A 15,944-nucleotide genomic window follows, 5' to 3' on the forward strand; every position below is an offset into this window, starting at 1 on the left:
TGATATGGTCGAAGGAAATTCGTGATTGTTCCGAAATGTAGACATAGCCTACTATTGCAATTCAGCAAAGAGCCCGATAATTCGGTATCTATTAACAAAATATATATTATTCATATAATTAAAATTAATACATAGATTAAATTAAATAATTTACATTTATATATAGAAAATTTTAGGGGTATACCGAACTGTGCATAATATTTCTGCAAGGCAAGCCGTTCGCAATATGAGAAATATTGGGGAATATGCACAATGGTCTATTGGTGGCCCGGATGCGGACGAACGGGGATATGAAAGTGTCACGGCGCAGATGGCCGGCGGTAGAGTATTCGGCGAATTTACGCCGTTCATAACACCCAAATTTCATCTCGGTGAAAATCCTGCTTTGTTCACCAGCGGTTCTTGTTTCGCTAGAGAAATTGAGCATGCCCTTCATGCGCAAGGTAAAACCGTACTGAGTTGGTCGCCGGACTGCGGACTCTCGCCCGCATCATTCAATAGATACAATATTTTTTCAGTCCTTAATGATTTTCGATTGGCACAAGGCGGCGGCTATGACGAGGATCTGATGTGGGAGACGCCGATCGGATGGATTGATTATTCAGGTAACGACGTTTTGCCAACGCGCGATGCTTTGGTGTCGGCCCGCAACGCTTCGATCAAGATTCATAAGCAGATCGCTCAGGCAGATGTTTTCATCGTCACGCTAGGCTTGATCGAAACTTGGTATGATCTGAAAACCAACACCTATCTTAATTTTACACCAAGCGAAGTCCTCGCAGGCAATCTTAGTCGGTTCGAGTGTCGCATCACTGATTATGCCGAAAATCTGGAAGCTGCTAAATATCTGATTGATTATTTGCGGACGCATTTCAATCCAAACCTAAAAATCATCGTTACAGTTAGTCCAGTGCCCCTAAATGTTTCCTTTTCTGGTCAAGACATCGCGCAGGCCAATACACTATCCAAATCGACGCTTAGGACCGTTGCGCAAAAGCTGGCGGACGAAGATGAGAATATAGATTATTTTCCATCATATGAAATGGTTACGTTGTCCAACCCGACTGACGCTTGGTTGCCGGACCATCGTCATGTCAGGCGCGAAATGGTTTCCCGTATCATGCAGACCTTTGTTCAGCATTATATTGGCTAGACGCTGCACTCAGGCGCTTATGCTAAGTGCCTGGCGTCCCTACCCTCACTCTAATTCCACCCAAGGATCAACCAACCCCACCCCCGTCGCCACAAAATCCCCGACATTGCGCGTCACCACCGTCAACCCGTGCACCAGCGCCGTCGCCGCGATCCAGCCGTCGCGTTCGCTCACCGGATCGGGGACATGCAGCCCGGCGCAAGCGACGGCTACCGCGCCGTCCATCGCCAGCACCCGCCCCGCAAAGCCGGGCGTCACGACCTGATCAAGCCAGCGGCGCAGGGTCGCGCCCTGCGCCGCATCCCGGCGCTCGACCCGCACCACGCCCAATTCCAGTTCGAATAGCGTCATCGCCGAAATAAAGGTCGTGCTGGGGTCGGTCGCCTTGAGCCATTCCACCACATTCGGGGCGGCCCGTCCCGACCGTATCTTGCGGCTTTCGGAAATGACGTTGGTGTCGATCAGGAACATCAATCCAGCTCGACGCCGCGCGCTGCAATCTGCGCCTTGGGTGGATCGAAATCGAAATCCTGCGCATCATCGGGCATCAGCACGTCGAACAGCGACGCACCGTGCCTCGCCAGCCGCTCATAATCGCGGATCGCCAGCACGACGAGCGAGGGCTTGTTGCGGTCGGTAATGAATACCGGGCCGGACTGCGCCGCCCGTTTGATGCTGCCGGGGTCGCGGTTGAACTCCCGGCTGGTGAAGGTCGCGGTCATTGGCTCAGCCTCATGTCGTTACATACAGACATACTCGATATGGGCCATCACGGTCAAGGCCGCCCGCCCCACTTCCACCTGTCCTACATCCCCCAACCCATGCCATGCTCCCCGTCATGCCAAATACGCCTGACCTGCTCCACTTCACCCCCGTCCAGTTGCAACGCCGCGCGCGTGGATGGACGCCTGATGCCCAACATGCCTTCATCGATGCCCTGTCCCGATGCGGCGTCGTTGCGCAGGCGGCGCGGAGCGTTGGCTGTTCGCCGCGCTCGGCCTATCTGTTGCGGGCGCGGCCGGAGGCGGAAAGTTTCGCCGCCGCCTGGGACTGGGCGATCGAGATGGGGCTGGACGACCAGATGGGCCGCGCCGTGGCGCTGATCCGGGGCGACCGGCGGCAACCGCTGGTGCGCGGTGGCCGCGTCGTCGGCCACTACAGCAAGCCCGACCGCCGGGTCATGCTCGCCGCGCTGCGCGCCCTGTCCGCCTGCACCGATGGCAGCCGCACCATGATGCCGCATAATGCCCGCATCGCCGCCCGCGCGACCGCGCAAACGCCGCCCCCCGCCACAGCCGCCCCTTGTCACAATCGATCCGGCCGACGAAATAAAATGTCGAAATCTGCGGGAAATATGCGAAGTTAAGCGCTGACCACCCCCTTGTCGGAGCCACGCTACATGACCGCCACGCGCCGCGATTTCCTTGTCGCCGGTTCCTCCGTCCTCGCCCTGTCGGCCCTCCCCGCCCGCGCCGCGACCGACACGCCCGACGCCCGCGCGCAAGCCACGCTCGCCACCATGGCCGAAGCGATGCTCGCCGACGCCCCGGAAAGCGCGACCGGCCTTGGCCTCGACACTGGCCCCCGCGCCGCGCTCAAAAGCCGCCTCGGCAACAAAAGCCCGGCGGGCCAGGCGCAGATCGCCGTCCATGTCGCCGACCGGCTCGCCACCTTGCGCGCCATAGACCTCGCCCCGCTCTCCCCCGCCACCCGCACCGATGTCGAGGTCGCCCGCGCCGCCCACGAACTCGCCGCCGAAGGGTTCGCCTTCCCGTTCGGCGACATGGCGATGATGAACAGCAACTGGTCCTACCGCAACGCGCCCTATGCCGTGGCGCAAAACACCGGCAGCTTCGTCGAAACGCCCGATTTTCTGGACGCCAATCACGGCATCGAAACCCCGGCCGACGCCGACGCCTATCTCGCCCGGCTCGAAGCCTATGCCGCCAATCTGGCGGGCGAAACGCAGCGGCTGCGCCATGATGCGGGCATCGGCGTCGCCGCGCCCGCCTTCCTGCTCGACAAAACGCTGGGCCAGATGGCGACGGTTCAGCGCCAGCCGATCGACCAATGGGTGCCCGTCGCCTCGCTCGCCCGCCGCACCGCGTCGATGCCCGGCGACTATGGCGCGAAAGCCGCGAAGATCGTCCGCGAACAGGTCCCCCCCGCGCTCGCCGCCCAGGTCGCCGAACTCACCCGCCAGCGCGCCACCGCCACCATGGATGCGGGCGTGTGGAAGCTGCCGGAGGGCGAGGCCTATTATGCCTGGGCGCTCAAGGCCGGGACCACCACGACCATGACGCCCGAAGAGGTCCATGCGCTCGGCCTCGACCAGCTCGCCGCGCTGCAAAGCCAGATGGACGGGCTGCTCAAAGGACTCGGCCTCACCAAAGGCACCGTCGGCGAACGCATGACCGCGATGGGCAAAGACCCGCGCCACCTCTTCCCCGATGACGACAAGGGCCGCGCGCAGATATTGGCCTATATCGAAGGCCGCCTGACCGACATCCGCACCCGCCTGCCGCGCGCCTTCGCGACACTCGTCCCCGCCAAGCTGATCGTCAAACGCGTGCCGGTGGAGATCGAGGCCGGGATGCCCGGCGCCTATGCAGGCGCAGGGTCGATCGACGGCAGCGTGCCCGGCAACTATTATATCAACCTGCGCGATACCAACAGCTGGCCGCGCTACAGCCTGCCCACGCTCACCTATCATGAGGGCATTCCGGGGCATATCTGGCAGGGCGAATATAGCTACAAGCTGCCGCTGATCCGCTCGCTCCTCCCCTTCAACGCCTATAGCGAGGGCTGGGCGCTCTATGCCGAGCAACTGGGCGACGAGCTGGGCGCCTATGACGGCGATGTGGCGGGGCGGCTGGGCTATCTCCAGTCTATCGCCTATCGCTGCTGCCGCCTGGTGGTCGACACCGGCCTCCACGCCAAGCGCTGGACGCGGCAACAGGCGATCGACTGGTTCGCCACCACCAACGGCTCGACGGTCGAGGAAGTCCAGGGCGAGGTCGACCGCTATTGCGCCTGGCCGGGCCAGGCCTGCGGCTACAAGGTCGGCCACGGCGAAATCGTCCGCCTGCGCGAAGCGGCAAAGGCGGCACTAGGCCCGAAATTCGACTTCCGCCTGTTCAACGACGCGGTGGTCAAGAGCGGCGGCGTGCCGATGACCGTGCTGGCCAGCAATGTCGAAGCGTGGGTGGCGGAGCGGAAGGGGATACTATGAAGCCTCAGGCCTCATCTACAGCTGCAAAGCTAATGGTCGGCCTGGGGCTTTGCATCGCCATTGCGCCATATGCGCAAGCCTGCCCGACTTACACTCCTCAGGAAGTGCTTGCCTCCAGACCATATGACCGAATTGTCGCCGCAACGATTGTCAGCGTCGTTCGCGGCGCATTACATAAGCCGAGGTGGGAACCGTGGTCAGCCACGGCAAAAACGATAAGTAGTGCGAAGGGCATTGCTGATGACAGCCTGTTCTCCCTTTCACGCAACTTCGTTGATTGCGATGATGGAGAGCCGACCCCAAAAGTCGGCGAAATCTGGATTCTATATCTCAAATGGGATGGATCAAAATATTACCCCTCCTACTCCTTACCTTTCACCAAGGCGCGAAAGATGGATGCACGGTTTGAAAGATCAACGCGGATTCAAAGCGGAACACTGCAACCTCATACACAATAAAAAGGGCCGGAAGATCGCTCTCCCGGCCCTTTCCTACTCTGCTACGTTACGCCTTACCCCACAAAAGCCCGCTCGATCACGAACTGCCCCGGCGCCGCATTCGACCCTTCGGTAAAGCCGTTCGCTTCGAACCAGGCCGCGAATTGCTTGATCATCTCCATGCTGCCGCACATCATGATCCGGTCGGTTTCGGGGTCGAACTTGGCCGGCCCCTCAAGCCCCTCGAACAGCGCGCCGCTCTCGACCAGCTTGTCGATCCGCACAGTGTTGCGGAAAGCCTCGCGCGTCACGGTCGGCACATAATGGAACTGGGTCGCGGCCTGTTCGGCGACCAGCGGATCTTCTGCCAGTCTGCCTTCCAACTCGTCGTGAAAGGCCAGGTCGCTCACCCGGCGCACCGAATGGACGACGACGACCTGCTCGTAAAATTCATAGACGTCGGGGTCACGCGCCAGGCTCAGGAACGGGGCGAGGCCCGTGCCGGTCGACAGCATGAACAACCGCTTGCCCGGCAACAGCGCGTCGGTGACCAGGGTGCCGGTCGGCTTGCGGCCCAGGTAAATCTGGTCGCCCGGCTCGATCAGCTGCAACTTGCTCGTCAGCGGACCGTCCTGCACCTTGATCGACAGAAACTCCAGTTCCTCGTCCCAGGCGGGGCTGGCGACCGAATAGGCGCGCAGCAGCGGCTTGCCATTCTCGCCCTTCAAGCCGATCATCACAAACTCGCCCGACCGGAAGCGGAAGCTCGCCGGGCGCGAAATGCGGAAGCTGAACAGATGCTCGTTCCAATGCCGCACCGACAGCACGGTTTCCACCGAGAGGGCGCCGGTCGGTTCGAGTACCGGCTTTTCGATCGTCACGTCGTTCAAGACCTTCTTCCTTGCCAAGCCGCCCGCACAGGCGTCGCCAATTGCCGTAGCTAGTTGCGTATCGTTCGCAACAACCAATAAGCATCGCGAATGGAGCCATCGCGGCATGAAGGCAAGGCCAAAAAAACTTGGGGGGCCGATAGCTGACCCCCCGCCAGCGTCAGGCGATCAGCCGAACAGCCCCTTGGCGATCCCGCCCAGTTCGTTCATCGGATTGCCATCGCCATCGCGGTCAAACAGGCCGCCCAGCTTGCCCATGATCGCTTCGGGGCCGCCGAACGATCCCATCAATTCCTGCAGCTTGTCGGCCGACACGCCATGTTCGGCGGCCACCTCGGCCAGCGCCGAAATGCTGGTATCGCCCGACCCGATCTTGGCGCTGATCTCGGTCATCAGGCCCTGCATCTGTTCGGGCGTCATCCCGATCTGCGCGGCCACCGCTTCCAGCCCGCCCGTCTTGCCGATCATATCACCAAACATGTCCACTACTCCTGCTGGATGTTGACCGACAGCATAGCATCCCCGCCCCGCCGCCAAAAGCAAAAGAGCCGGAAGGTCACCCCTCCGGCTCTCGCATAGCCTTGAATCAGGCCGCAGCCGTTACGCCGCGGTCAGCGCCGCGCTACGCACGCCCTCATCGACATGCTCTTCGAACTGCGCGAAATTGTCGACGAACTGCTTGACCAGCACGGCGGCGGTTTCGTCATAGGCGCTGGCGTCCGCCCACATGGCCCGCGGGTCCAAAATGGTCGGCTCCACGCCCGCCACCGCGACCGGCACTTCGAACCCGAAATTGGGATCGGTGCGGAACTCGGCGTCGTTCAGGCTGCCGTCGAGCGCGGCGTTGAGCAGCGCACGGGTGACCTTGATCGGCATCCGCTTGATGCCGGGCATCGTCGCCTTGCCACCCGCCCAACCGGTGTTGACCAGCCAGCAGGTGACCCCGCCCTTGTTGATCCGTTCCTTGAGCAGATTGCCATAGACCGAAGGATGACGCGGCATGAACGGCGCGCCGAAGCAGGTCGAGAAGGTCGCGGTCGGCTCGGTGACGCCGATCTCCGTGCCAGCCACCCGTGCGGTATAGCCCGACAGGAAATGATACATGGCCTGTTCGGGGGTCAGCCGCGCGATCGGCGGCAGCACGCCATAGGCATCCGCCGTCAGGAAGATGATGTTCTTGGGCACCGGCCCCAGATTCTTCTCCGACGTGTTGGGGATGAAGTCGATCGGATAGGAACCGCGGCTATTTTCCGCCAGACTATTGTCGTCCAGGTCGATCTCGCGCGTTTCCGCGTCGATCACGACATTCTCCAGCACCGTGCCGAAGCGCTTGGTGGTGGCGAAAATCTCCGGCTCGGCCTCGGCCGACAGGTTGATCATCTTGGCATAGCAGCCGCCCTCGAAATTGAAGACCGCCGTGTCCGACCAGCCATGTTCGTCATCGCCGATCAGCGTGCGCGACGCATCGGCCGACAGGGTGGTCTTGCCCGTGCCCGACAGGCCGAAGAAGACCGCCGTGTCACCGTTCGGGCCGATATTGGCCGAACAATGCATCGGCATCACGCCCTTCACCGGCAGCAGATAGTTGAGGATGCCGAACACCGACTTCTTCATCTCGCCCGCATAAGCGGTGCCGCCGATCAGGATCAGCTTCTCGGTGAAGTTGACCGCCACCACCGTCTCGCTGCGGCAGCCATGGCGGGCCGGGTCGGCCTTGAAGGTCGGCAGGTCGATGATCGTATATTCCGGCGCGAAATCGGCCAATTCGTCGGCGCCCGGACGCACCAGCAGCGTGCGGATGAACAGATTATGCCAGGCGCGCTCGTTGATGACGCGCACATTGACGCGATGTTCGGGCTGCGATCCGCCGAAAAGGTCGGCGACATAGAGCGTGTCCTTTTCACCCAGCGCCTTGAAGAAGTCCGCCTTCAACGCCGCGAAATGCTCCGGCGTCATCGCGACATTGGTGCTGCCCCACCAGACCGTCGATTCGGTCTCGGCGTCGCGGACGATGAATTTGTCCTTGGCCGATCGGCCGGTATGTTTGCCGGTCTTGACGACCAGCGGGCCGTCCTTGGACAATATGCCCTCGCCATTGCGGATGGCCGCTTCGACCAGCGGGGCGGTGCCCATATTCCAGAATTGGGTGGCATGGGTGGAAATGCCCTGGTCTGCCAGGGTGAATGAGGATTTGGCCTGCACGCCTTTGCTCCTGAATATGAATGCCGTGTCGCACATATATTATTCTTTGCGACCGATCCGCCCCTATGCGCCGTTTGTCTATATCACGGCGTCATCCTCGCAGACCGACATGGCAATAGGGGCTTGGACCAAAATCGTCAAATCCCTGTCACACAGGCTTTGTCCCGAATATCGACGGTTATGCCGCATCGCCGCCGTCACCCGCTTTCTTGCAGGCGCGCGCCGCATGGTCTAACGCTCTGCCCCACTTGGATCAGCTGGGAAACCGCATGACTGCAACCATCGCCTTGGTGGATGACGACAAGAATATCCTGACCTCCGTCTCGATCGCGCTTCAGTCGGAAGGCTTCATGACGCGGATCTATTCCGATCCCGAAGGCGCGCTCAAGGCGTTGCTGGACAATCCGGCGGATCTGGCCGTCTTCGATATCAAGATGCCGCGCATGGATGGCCTGGAACTGCTGCGCCGCCTGCGGGAAAAGACGCAGATGCCGGTCATCTTCCTGACGTCCAAGGCGGACGAGCTGGACGAAGCGCTGGGCCTTGCCATGGGGGCGGACGATTATATCGCCAAGCCGTTCTCGCAACGGCTGCTGATCGCGCGCATCCGCGCGATCCTGCGCCGCGCCGAAGTGCGGGGCGCGCCCGACACGCCGGACCAGCCGGTCGCCGACCCGATCATTCGCGGGCGGCTGGAAATGGACCCGGCGCGCCATCGGGTGAAGTGGAACGGGCAGGACGTGACGTTGACCGTCACCGAATTTCTGATCCTCGAAACGCTGGCCGCCCGCCCCGGCGTGGTCAAGAACCGCAACCAGTTGATGGACGCCGCCTATCAGGACGACGTCTATGTCGATGACCGCACGATCGACAGCCATATCAAGCGGCTGCGCCGCAAATTCCGCGAGGTGGATTCCGATTTCAACGCAATCGACACACTCTATGGCGCCGGCTACCGCTTCTCCGAAGAAGGATGACGCGCCGATGGCGATGCGCTGGTCGGGGCGATTGAGCCTCACGCCACGCATCCTGGCGGTCAATGTCTTTGCGCTGGCGCTGCTAGCGGGCGGCTTCTTCTATCTCGACAGCTATCGCACCCGGATCATCGATTCGCGGCTGGAACAATCGGCGCGCGAGCTGAAGCTACTGGCGATCAGCCTGGAAAATGCGCCGGCCGACCGCCACGACGCGCTGATAGCCGCCTATGCCCGCCAGACCGGCGACCGGGTCCGCCGCTATGCGCCCGGCGGTGGGCTGATCGCCGACAGCTTCACCATGGACGCACCGCGCTATCGCCTGCGGTCGCCGTCGGAAGAGGAATGGCAACGCCATGTCGCCCGCTTCCTCGACAAGGCGGTGGACCGTATCGTTTCGGCCAGCCGGCCGCCCGATTTCGTCGAACCGGCGGTGGACCGCGCCAATGCCTGGCCCGAACTGCTGCTGGCGCGCAAGACCGGACAGTCGACCGCGATGAACCGCTATGCGCCCGATCGCACCTTCATGATCTCGGCGGGAGCCTCCGTGCGGGACGGCACCGCCCTGCTCGCCACCGAAAATGCGCGCGACATCACCCGCACCGTGCGCGCCGAGCGGCTGCGCCTCGGCCTTGTGCTTGCCGTGGCCATGCTGGCCTCGACCCTGCTCTCGCTGTTCCTGGCCCGCACCATCGTCCAGCCGCTCCAGCGCCTCGCCCGTGCCGCCGTCCGCGTTCGCCTCGGCCGCGCGCGCGAAGTCACCGTGCCGCGCCTGCCCGAACGGCGTGACGAGATCGGCATGCTGGCCCGCGCCCTGTCCGACATGAGCATCGCCCTGCGCCAGCGGATCGACGCGACCGACGCCTTCGCCGCCGATGTCAGCCATGAACTCAAAAACCCCATTGCCTCGCTCCGCTCCGCGCTCGATGCGCTCGACCGGGTGGACCGGCCGGACCTGCGCGCGCAATTGATGGCCATCGCCCAGGACGACGTCCGCCGCCTCGACCGGCTCGTCACCGACATTGCCGAAGCCTCGCGCGTCGATGCCGAACTGTCGCGCACCCGGTTCGAGCCGATCGACCTTGGCCTGCTCATCGAAACCATGGTCATCGCCCGCGAAGCGCGCGGCGTGCCCCGCGGCGTCCGCCTCGCCTTCGCTCGCCCGCGCAAGAATGTCGCGGTGGTGCTGGGCGAGGAGCAGCGGCTGGTCCGCGTGCTCGACAATCTGATCGACAATGCCATCTCCTTCTCGCCCGACGGCGGCCTCGTCCAGATCATCGCGACCGTCGCCGATGATCAGGTGCTGGTCAGCGTCGAGGATGAAGGACCGGGCGTCCCCGTCACCGAGCGCGAGCATGTCTTCCGCCGTTTCCACAGCGTCCGGCCGGAGGGGGAGAGTTTCGGCAAGCATAGCGGCCTCGGCCTCGCCATCGCCCGCTCCATCGTGGAGGGGCATCAGGGCCGCATCAGCATCGGCGACCGCGAGGATGCGCAACAGGGCGCCCGCTTCATCCTGCGCCTGCCCATGGCGGTCGAGCGCGACCCCGGCATCGCGTCGGAATAACGCCGCGTCCCCGCATGGGACGCGCGCCACCAATGTCGTTTGCAAGGCTGCCAACACAGGGTAGAAGGGCCGCCGACTTATGGCCCGCGCATTGTCCTCCGAAACGCTGCATGCGACCAGCGTGGCCATAGAAGGCCGCGCCCTGTTGCTGTGCGGCAAGAGCGGCATCGGCAAGTCGGACCTCGCCCTGCGCCTCATCGATCGCGGTGCAACCCTCATCAGCGACGATTATACGCTGCTCAAACGCGTCGACGGCCAGTTGCTCGCCAGCGCGCCGGAGCGGATTGCGGGCCAGATCGAGATACGCGGCATGGGCATCGTCACCATGCCCCATGTCGATGATGTCCCCGTCGCCCTGCTCATCGACCTGTTCGACAAGGTCGACCGCATGCCGCTCGAACCCTTGCTGCGCACGATCGCAGGCCTGCCGATCCCGGTCTGGAAGGTCGCCCCGTTCGAAGCCTCCGCCGCGATCAAGGTCGAATGGCTGCTGCGCGCGGTGCCGATCGCATGACCCTCTCCCACCCCAAATCCATCCTCTTGCTGTCGGGCCTGTCGGGCGCGGGCAAGACCACCGCGCTCAAGACGCTGGAGGATATGGGCTGGGAAGTGGTGGACAATCTTCCCCTCGTCCTGCTCGACCGGCTGCTCGACACCCCCCTGCCCGCCGGTTATGCAGGGGAAGACGAACGCCCGCTGGCGCTCGGCATCGACGCGCGCACCCGCGGCTTCGACGCCGGTGCCATCGTCCGCCGGATCAAGGCCCTGCGCGAACGTCATGGCCATGATGTCGAAACCCTGTTCCTCGACTGTTCCGACAGCGAATTGGAGCGCCGCTTCGCCGAAACCCGCCGCCGCCACCCGCTCGCGCTCGATCGCCCGGCGGCCGACGGCATCGCGCGCGAACGTGAACTGACCGAAGCGCTGCGCCGCTGGTCGACCCAGGTGATTGACACCACCAGCTTCACCAGCAACACGCTGCAACAGGAAATCCGCAGCCGCTTCTCGCGCGAGCGGCTGTCCGACCCGGTGCTGACCATTCTCTCCTTCGGCTTTTCGCGCGGCGTGCCCCGCAATGCCGATCTGATGTTCGACATGCGCTTCCTGCGCAATCCGCACTGGGACGAAGCCTTGCGCCCGCGCACCGGCCTCGACTCCGACGTCGCCGCCTATATCGCGGCTGACCCGGCCTATGAGCAGGCGGTGAGCAAGATCGAGGATCTGCTCGCCACGCTTCTGCCGCGCTATGCGGAGGGCGGGAAAGCCTATATCACCATCGCCTTCGGCTGCACCGGCGGCAAGCACCGTTCGGTCCATGTTGCCGATCGTGTCGCACGCTACTTGCAAGATGCGGGCTTTTCGCCCACGGTCCTGCACCGCAATATTGAATCGACGCCGCAGGATAGTCTGGAGAAGCGTCGTCCGGGAGGCCCGAAAGCAACGTCATGAAGCAGGTGGGCCGCAAAAGCAGATGATCGGACTCGTACTCGTCACTCATGGGTCGCTCGCGACCGAATTTGTCGTCGCGATGGAGCATGTCGTCGGCCCCCAGCAGCAGATCGAAACGATCTGCATCGGGCCGGAAGATGATATGGAGCTGCGCCGCGCGGACATCGCGACCGCGGTGGCGCGCGTCAATGATGGCAGCGGCGTCATCCTGCTCACCGACCTGTTCGGCGGCACCCCTTCCAACCTCGCCATCTCGCTGCTGAAAGCCGGCGAGATCGAGGTGATCGCAGGCATCAACCTGCCCATGCTCATCCGCCTGGAAAGCGCGCGCAAGGTCATGGACGTGCGCGCCGCCGTCGCCGCCGCGCGCGAGGCAGGCCAGAAATATATCAGCGTCGCGTCGGAACTGTTGGGCAGCACCACATGAATGAAATCAGCCAGGAAGTCCGTATCAGCAACAAGCGCGGCCTCCACGCCCGCGCCAGCGCCAAATTCGTGACCCTGGCGAGCGGCCTGCCCGCCGACATCATCGTCAGCAAGGATGGCAGCCACGTCACCGGCACGTCGATCATGGGCCTCATGATGCTGGGCGCCGCCATGGGCGACAGCATCACCATCAAAGCCACTGGCCCCGAAGCGCATGATTCGCTCGGCAAGCTGGTGAGCCTGGTCGAAGACAAATTCGGCGAAGAGTGAAAACACGCTCTCCATCTTTCCCTTGATGGACAGTTAGATAGCGGCATAATCCCCTCTGGTCCGTCTTGCGGCTAAAAAGGGAGCGTTCGCCATGTCCTTGACCGTCCGCATCCTTGTCGCGCTGATCCTGGGCTTGGCGGGTGGTATCGCCCTTGCTGAAGGGGGTCAGGGGTGGGACGTACCGCTGCTGTCCGTCGCGCAGCCGATCGGCAAGGCGTGGCTTAACGGCCTGCAAATGCCGCTCATCCCCCTCATTTTCGCGCTGCTGGTCACCGGCATTGCGCAGGCGGCCACGACCGCGCGCACCAATGGCATGGCCGGGCGCGCCATTGGCCTGTTCGCCCTGCTGCTGGTCGCCTCCTCCACTGTCGCTGCGCTCGTCGGGCCGTTGCTGCTGCAGCTCTGGCCTGTGCCTTCGGGCGCGGTCGGCATGTTGACGGGGGCGCAGGGCGCGGCGGAGGTGCCCGGCGTGCGGCCGTCAGCCGACTGGCTGCTGGGCTTCATCCCCGCCAATCCGATCAAGGCGGCCGCCGAAGGCGAGGTCGTCGCCGTCGTGCTGTTCGCGCTCATCTTCGGCTTTGCCGTCACCCGGATCACGGACGCGCGCCGCGCGCAATTGACCGGCCTGTTCGACGCGCTGACCGATGCGCTGCTTGTCGTGGTGCAATGGGTGTTGTGGCTTGCCCCGATCGGCGTGTTCGCGCTGGCGCTGGTGGCGGGCGCGCGGTCGGGCCTCGCCACCGCTGGCGCGCTGCTCCACTATATCGGCTTCATCGTGCTGATCTGCCTGGTCGTCACCCTGCTCGTCTATCCGCTGGTGGCACTGCTAGGCCGGATCGCGCCCGGACGTTTTGCGCGCGCCGCCTTCCCCGCGCAGGCCATCGCCTTCTCGACCCAAAGCTCGATCGCCTCGCTGCCCGCCATGATCCAGGCAAGCGACGGGCCGTTGGACGTCCGCCCGACCACGCGCAGCATCGTCCTGCCGCTCGCCATATCGCTGTTCCGCATCACCAGCCCGCCCGCTAATCTCAGCGTCGCCCTCTATGTGGCGGCGATGAACGGGGTCCTGCTGGGACCAGTGCAATTGGCCATGGGCGTGGCGGTCGCCGCGATCGTCAGCCTCGCCTCGGTGGGCCTGCCCGGCCAAGTCAGTTTCTTCACCACCACCGGCCCCATCTGCCTCGCCATGGGCGTGCCGGTGGAGGCGCTGCCGCTGCTGCTGGCGGTGGAGACGGTGCCCGACATCTTCCGCACCGTCGGCAATGTCACCGCCGACATGGCGGTAACGCGGATCATCGATCAGAACGGCGTTATGGAATCCGACGCGCCGTCAGGATCTTGACCGGCGCTTCCAGCATCTGCCCCTTCATCACGCCCTCGCCCGCTGTCGCGGATTTGGGTGCGGCCAGAATGGCCTTCACCACGTCCAGCCCTTCGACCACATGGGCGAAGACAGCAAAGCCCTGATTATCGCCCGGCGCGTCCGGCTGGGCGTCCATGGCGGGCATCTTGCCCAGCACGATGAAGAAGTCGCCAGTCGCGCTCCCCGGCGCATAGCGCGCCATCGATAGCGCGCCGTCATCATGGGTGAGGCCGGTCTGGCTGGTCGGTTCATGCTTGATCGGCGGCCGGATGCGCTTGGGGTCATTCTGTGCCCCGCCCTGGACGAAGCCATAATCGGCTGCGCCGACGCCGCGATAGAAGACGGTGCCGTCCAACCGCTTCTGATCGACATAAGCGAGGAAATTGGCGGCAGTGACGGGGGCCTTGTCGGCATGGACCGCGATCACGATCCGCCCCGCTGCGGTATCGAGCGCTACCCGCACATCGGCGGGCGCCTGCGCCAAAGCGGGCGAGAGGGTGAGGAGTGCGGCGAGCCAAAGGGCGAGGAAGCGAATCATGCCACCAGCCTAGCCCTTCATACGCCCGATGCCAGCCCCTCAGCCCTCCAGCTGGCGCAACAGCGCGCGGACGTCGGCGTCGATATCGGGATTGCTCTCGCGCAACTGTTCGATCGTGCGGACCGCATGGATCACCGTGCTATGATCGCGCCCGCCAAAGATGCGGCCGATTTCGGGTAGCGAGCGCGGCGTCATCTTCTTGGCGAGATACATGGCCACCTGGCGCGGGCGCGCCACCGCGCGGGCGCGGCGCTTGGAGCGCATTTCCGACACGTCGATGCGAAAATGGGCGGCACACACCTTCTGGATTTCGTCCACGGTGATGCGCCGGGCATTGGCGCGCACGGCGTCGGCCAGCATCCCCTGCGCAAAATCCAGGTCGATCGCCCGGCCGGTCAACTGGCCATAGGCGACGAGCTTGTTGAACGCGCCTTCCAGTTCGCGGACGTTCGACCGAATCGAGCGGGCGAGAAAGTCGATTACGGCATCGGGCACCGGCGGATCGCCCGCAACGGCGCGCTTGGCTTCGAGGATCGCCAGGCGCAGCTCAAGGCTGGCGGGCTGGATGTCCGCCACCAGGCCACCAGCGAGGCGCGACAGGATGCGCGGATCGATCGATTCGAGCGCCTGGGGTGCCCGATCGGCGGTCACGACGATGCGCGCGCCGGTGTCGATCAGATCGTTGATCGTGTGGAGAAATTCCTCCTGCGTCGACCCCTTGCCCGCAATGAACTGGATATCGTCGATCAACAGCAGCCGCGCCGCGCGCAACCGCGCCTTGAACGCCATCGTTTCATTGGCGCGCATCGCATTGACGAACTCCATCATGAAACGTTCGGCCGACATGTAGAGAACCGGCGCGCCGGGCGAGTGTGCAGCGAAAGCGGCTGCGATCGCATGCAGCAGATGCGTCTTGCCCTGGCCAGTGCCGCCCTGGATGAACAGCGGACTGAAACGCGGCTGCGCTTCGGCCGCCATGGTTTTTGCGGCCGAGCAGGCCAGTTGGTTGCTCTCGCCCACCACGAAGTCGGCAAAGCCATGGCGCGGCGTGAAATTGACCGCGCTGGCGACGGCTTGCGGCAACAGGTCGATGACCGGCTCTATCGCCGTGACGTCGAGCAGTCGAGGACCGCTGGCGTCGGGCGCACGGCGGACGCGGATGTCGCGCACCTCGGCTCCGGCGCTGCGCCACGCCATGCGCAGACGATCGCCAAACTGGCCCGTCACGAAATTCGCACTGAAATCCGTCGCAACAAGCAAATCGAGCGTTTGCGAATCCGGGCAATAGTCGCCCAGTCGAACCGGCTTGAGCCATTGGTCGAACATGCGCGCGCCAATGTCGCGGCGCAGACCGGCGCGGATCATCGTCCAGGTGGAATCGAGGTCGGCATTTGCCTGTACCCCTGCATCCTCCTGCCAATCCACCACGCCTATAATTTCCGTCAT

At 63.5% G+C, this 15,944-nt stretch carries 18 protein-coding genes; 11 read left to right on the plus strand and 7 right to left on the minus strand.

Annotation, left to right across the window (positions count from 1 at the left end; translation table 11 throughout):
* Positions 1-190 precede the first annotated feature (190 nt).
* Positions 191-1,153: a GSCFA domain-containing protein gene (locus OVY48_RS23705; RefSeq protein WP_150125755.1), complete on the plus strand. Its 963-nt coding sequence runs from the start codon at positions 191-193 to the stop codon at positions 1,151-1,153.
* 45 nt (positions 1,154-1,198) lie between these two features.
* Here OVY48_RS23705 and OVY48_RS23710 read toward each other — a convergent pair whose 3' ends face one another.
* Positions 1,199-1,624: a type II toxin-antitoxin system VapC family toxin gene (locus tag OVY48_RS23710; RefSeq protein WP_037477335.1), complete on the minus strand. Its 426-nt coding sequence runs from the start codon at positions 1,622-1,624 to the stop codon at positions 1,199-1,201.
* The gene (locus OVY48_RS23715; protein ID WP_313924701.1) at positions 1,624-1,875 is read right to left on the minus strand and encodes a type II toxin-antitoxin system Phd/YefM family antitoxin; all 252 of its coding nucleotides are present in this window, start codon (positions 1,873-1,875) and stop codon (positions 1,624-1,626) included. Before OVY48_RS23715 ends, OVY48_RS23710 begins: the two co-directional genes overlap by 1 nt.
* Positions 1,876-1,991: 116 nt before the next feature.
* Here OVY48_RS23715 and OVY48_RS23720 point away from each other — a divergent pair, with 116 nt between their 5' ends.
* From OVY48_RS23720 to OVY48_RS23730, 3 genes are read left to right on the plus strand one after another with little or no spacing between them, the layout of a single operon-like run.
* Entirely contained in the window at positions 1,992-2,519 is a 528-nt protein-coding gene (locus OVY48_RS23720) for a hypothetical protein (RefSeq protein ID WP_176482819.1), read from the plus strand.
* A 33-nt stretch (positions 2,520-2,552) separates the two neighbouring features.
* The gene (locus OVY48_RS23725) at positions 2,553-4,385 is read left to right on the plus strand and encodes a DUF885 family protein (RefSeq protein ID WP_313924702.1); all 1,833 of its coding nucleotides are present in this window, start codon (positions 2,553-2,555) and stop codon (positions 4,383-4,385) included.
* Entirely contained in the window at positions 4,382-4,843 is a 462-nt protein-coding gene (locus OVY48_RS23730; protein WP_313924703.1) for a hypothetical protein, read from the plus strand. Before OVY48_RS23725 ends, OVY48_RS23730 begins: the two co-directional genes overlap by 4 nt.
* Before the next feature lie 53 nt (positions 4,844-4,896).
* On the opposite strand, the gene OVY48_RS23735 is transcribed toward OVY48_RS23730, so the two are convergent.
* The 3 genes from OVY48_RS23735 to OVY48_RS23745 all read right to left on the minus strand — a co-directional run bounded on the left by OVY48_RS23735 (position 4,897) and on the right by OVY48_RS23745 (position 7,914).
* Positions 4,897-5,712 (minus strand): ferredoxin--NADP reductase, encoded by an 816-nt coding sequence (locus tag OVY48_RS23735; protein ID WP_096063175.1) that lies wholly within the window; start codon positions 5,710-5,712, stop codon positions 4,897-4,899.
* Between the two features lie 168 nt (positions 5,713-5,880).
* A complete protein-coding gene (locus tag OVY48_RS23740) occupies positions 5,881-6,192 on the minus strand; it encodes a hypothetical protein (protein WP_313924704.1) in 312 nt (103 codons plus the stop codon).
* Between the two features lie 120 nt (positions 6,193-6,312).
* Complete coding sequence (locus OVY48_RS23745; RefSeq protein ID WP_313924705.1) at positions 6,313-7,914, minus strand: phosphoenolpyruvate carboxykinase; 1,602 nt, start codon at positions 7,912-7,914, stop codon at positions 6,313-6,315.
* A 269-nt stretch (positions 7,915-8,183) separates the two neighbouring features.
* Here OVY48_RS23745 and OVY48_RS23750 point away from each other — a divergent pair, with 269 nt between their 5' ends.
* The 7 genes from OVY48_RS23750 to OVY48_RS23780 all read left to right on the plus strand — a co-directional run bounded on the left by OVY48_RS23750 (position 8,184) and on the right by OVY48_RS23780 (position 13,939).
* Positions 8,184-8,891: a response regulator transcription factor gene (locus tag OVY48_RS23750; protein ID WP_037479073.1), complete on the plus strand. Its 708-nt coding sequence runs from the start codon at positions 8,184-8,186 to the stop codon at positions 8,889-8,891.
* Entirely contained in the window at positions 8,857-10,452 is a 1,596-nt protein-coding gene (locus tag OVY48_RS23755; protein WP_313924706.1) for an ATP-binding protein, read from the plus strand. Before OVY48_RS23750 ends, OVY48_RS23755 begins: the two co-directional genes overlap by 35 nt.
* Positions 10,453-10,531: 79 nt before the next feature.
* Positions 10,532-10,966 carry an HPr kinase/phosphorylase gene (locus tag OVY48_RS23760; RefSeq protein ID WP_096063177.1) on the plus strand — a complete coding sequence of 145 codons (435 nt, stop codon included), beginning with the start codon at positions 10,532-10,534 and terminating at the stop codon, positions 10,964-10,966.
* The gene (gene rapZ, locus OVY48_RS23765; protein WP_313924895.1) at positions 10,963-11,901 is read left to right on the plus strand and encodes an RNase adapter RapZ; all 939 of its coding nucleotides are present in this window, start codon (positions 10,963-10,965) and stop codon (positions 11,899-11,901) included. Before OVY48_RS23760 ends, rapZ begins: the two co-directional genes overlap by 4 nt.
* 22 nt (positions 11,902-11,923) lie before the next feature.
* The gene (locus OVY48_RS23770; RefSeq protein ID WP_037477253.1) at positions 11,924-12,328 is read left to right on the plus strand and encodes a PTS sugar transporter subunit IIA; all 405 of its coding nucleotides are present in this window, start codon (positions 11,924-11,926) and stop codon (positions 12,326-12,328) included.
* Positions 12,325-12,597 (plus strand): HPr family phosphocarrier protein, encoded by a 273-nt coding sequence (locus tag OVY48_RS23775; protein WP_037477255.1) that lies wholly within the window; start codon positions 12,325-12,327, stop codon positions 12,595-12,597. The genes OVY48_RS23770 and OVY48_RS23775 overlap by 4 nt, the downstream gene beginning before the upstream one ends.
* Before the next feature lie 91 nt (positions 12,598-12,688).
* A complete protein-coding gene (locus OVY48_RS23780; protein WP_313924707.1) occupies positions 12,689-13,939 on the plus strand; it encodes a dicarboxylate/amino acid:cation symporter in 1,251 nt (416 codons plus the stop codon).
* On the opposite strand, the gene OVY48_RS23785 is transcribed toward OVY48_RS23780, so the two are convergent.
* Positions 13,908-14,498 carry a peptidylprolyl isomerase gene (locus tag OVY48_RS23785; RefSeq protein WP_313924708.1) on the minus strand — a complete coding sequence of 197 codons (591 nt, stop codon included), beginning with the start codon at positions 14,496-14,498 and terminating at the stop codon, positions 13,908-13,910. The genes OVY48_RS23780 and OVY48_RS23785 overlap by 32 nt on opposite strands.
* Positions 14,499-14,537: 39 nt before the next feature.
* A complete protein-coding gene (gene dnaA, locus OVY48_RS23790) occupies positions 14,538-15,944 on the minus strand; it encodes a chromosomal replication initiator protein DnaA (protein WP_313924709.1) in 1,407 nt (468 codons plus the stop codon).

Source organism: Sphingobium sp. SA2, assembly GCF_032227065.1.
GTDB lineage: Bacteria > Pseudomonadota > Alphaproteobacteria > Sphingomonadales > Sphingomonadaceae > Sphingobium.

Excerpts from the sequence above, each read along its gene's own strand:
- OVY48_RS23715 (WP_313924701.1), bottom strand. The coding sequence starts at position 1,875 with ATGACCGCGACCTTCACCAGCCGGGAGTTCAACCGCGACCCCGGCAGC.
- dnaA (WP_313924709.1), bottom strand. The coding sequence starts at position 15,944 with ATGACGGAAATTATAGGCGTGGTGGATTGGCAGGAGGATGCAGGGGTA.
- OVY48_RS23710 (WP_037477335.1), bottom strand. The coding sequence starts at position 1,624 with ATGTTCCTGATCGACACCAACGTCATTTCCGAAAGCCGCAAGATACGG.
- OVY48_RS23770 (WP_037477253.1), top strand. The coding sequence starts at position 11,924 with ATGATCGGACTCGTACTCGTCACTCATGGGTCGCTCGCGACCGAATTT.
- rapZ (WP_313924895.1), top strand. The coding sequence starts at position 10,963 with ATGACCCTCTCCCACCCCAAATCCATCCTCTTGCTGTCGGGCCTGTCG.
- OVY48_RS23750 (WP_037479073.1), top strand. The coding sequence starts at position 8,184 with ATGACTGCAACCATCGCCTTGGTGGATGACGACAAGAATATCCTGACC.
- OVY48_RS23755 (WP_313924706.1), top strand. The coding sequence starts at position 8,857 with ATGGCGCCGGCTACCGCTTCTCCGAAGAAGGATGACGCGCCGATGGCG.
- OVY48_RS23780 (WP_313924707.1), top strand. The coding sequence starts at position 12,689 with ATGTCCTTGACCGTCCGCATCCTTGTCGCGCTGATCCTGGGCTTGGCG.
- OVY48_RS23760 (WP_096063177.1), top strand. The coding sequence starts at position 10,532 with ATGGCCCGCGCATTGTCCTCCGAAACGCTGCATGCGACCAGCGTGGCC.
- OVY48_RS23775 (WP_037477255.1), top strand. The coding sequence starts at position 12,325 with ATGAATGAAATCAGCCAGGAAGTCCGTATCAGCAACAAGCGCGGCCTC.
- OVY48_RS23730 (WP_313924703.1), top strand. The coding sequence starts at position 4,382 with ATGAAGCCTCAGGCCTCATCTACAGCTGCAAAGCTAATGGTCGGCCTG.
- OVY48_RS23725 (WP_313924702.1), top strand. The coding sequence starts at position 2,553 with ATGACCGCCACGCGCCGCGATTTCCTTGTCGCCGGTTCCTCCGTCCTC.
- OVY48_RS23720 (WP_176482819.1), top strand. The coding sequence starts at position 1,992 with ATGCCAAATACGCCTGACCTGCTCCACTTCACCCCCGTCCAGTTGCAA.
- OVY48_RS23785 (WP_313924708.1), bottom strand. The coding sequence starts at position 14,498 with ATGATTCGCTTCCTCGCCCTTTGGCTCGCCGCACTCCTCACCCTCTCG.
- OVY48_RS23740 (WP_313924704.1), bottom strand. The coding sequence starts at position 6,192 with ATGTTTGGTGATATGATCGGCAAGACGGGCGGGCTGGAAGCGGTGGCC.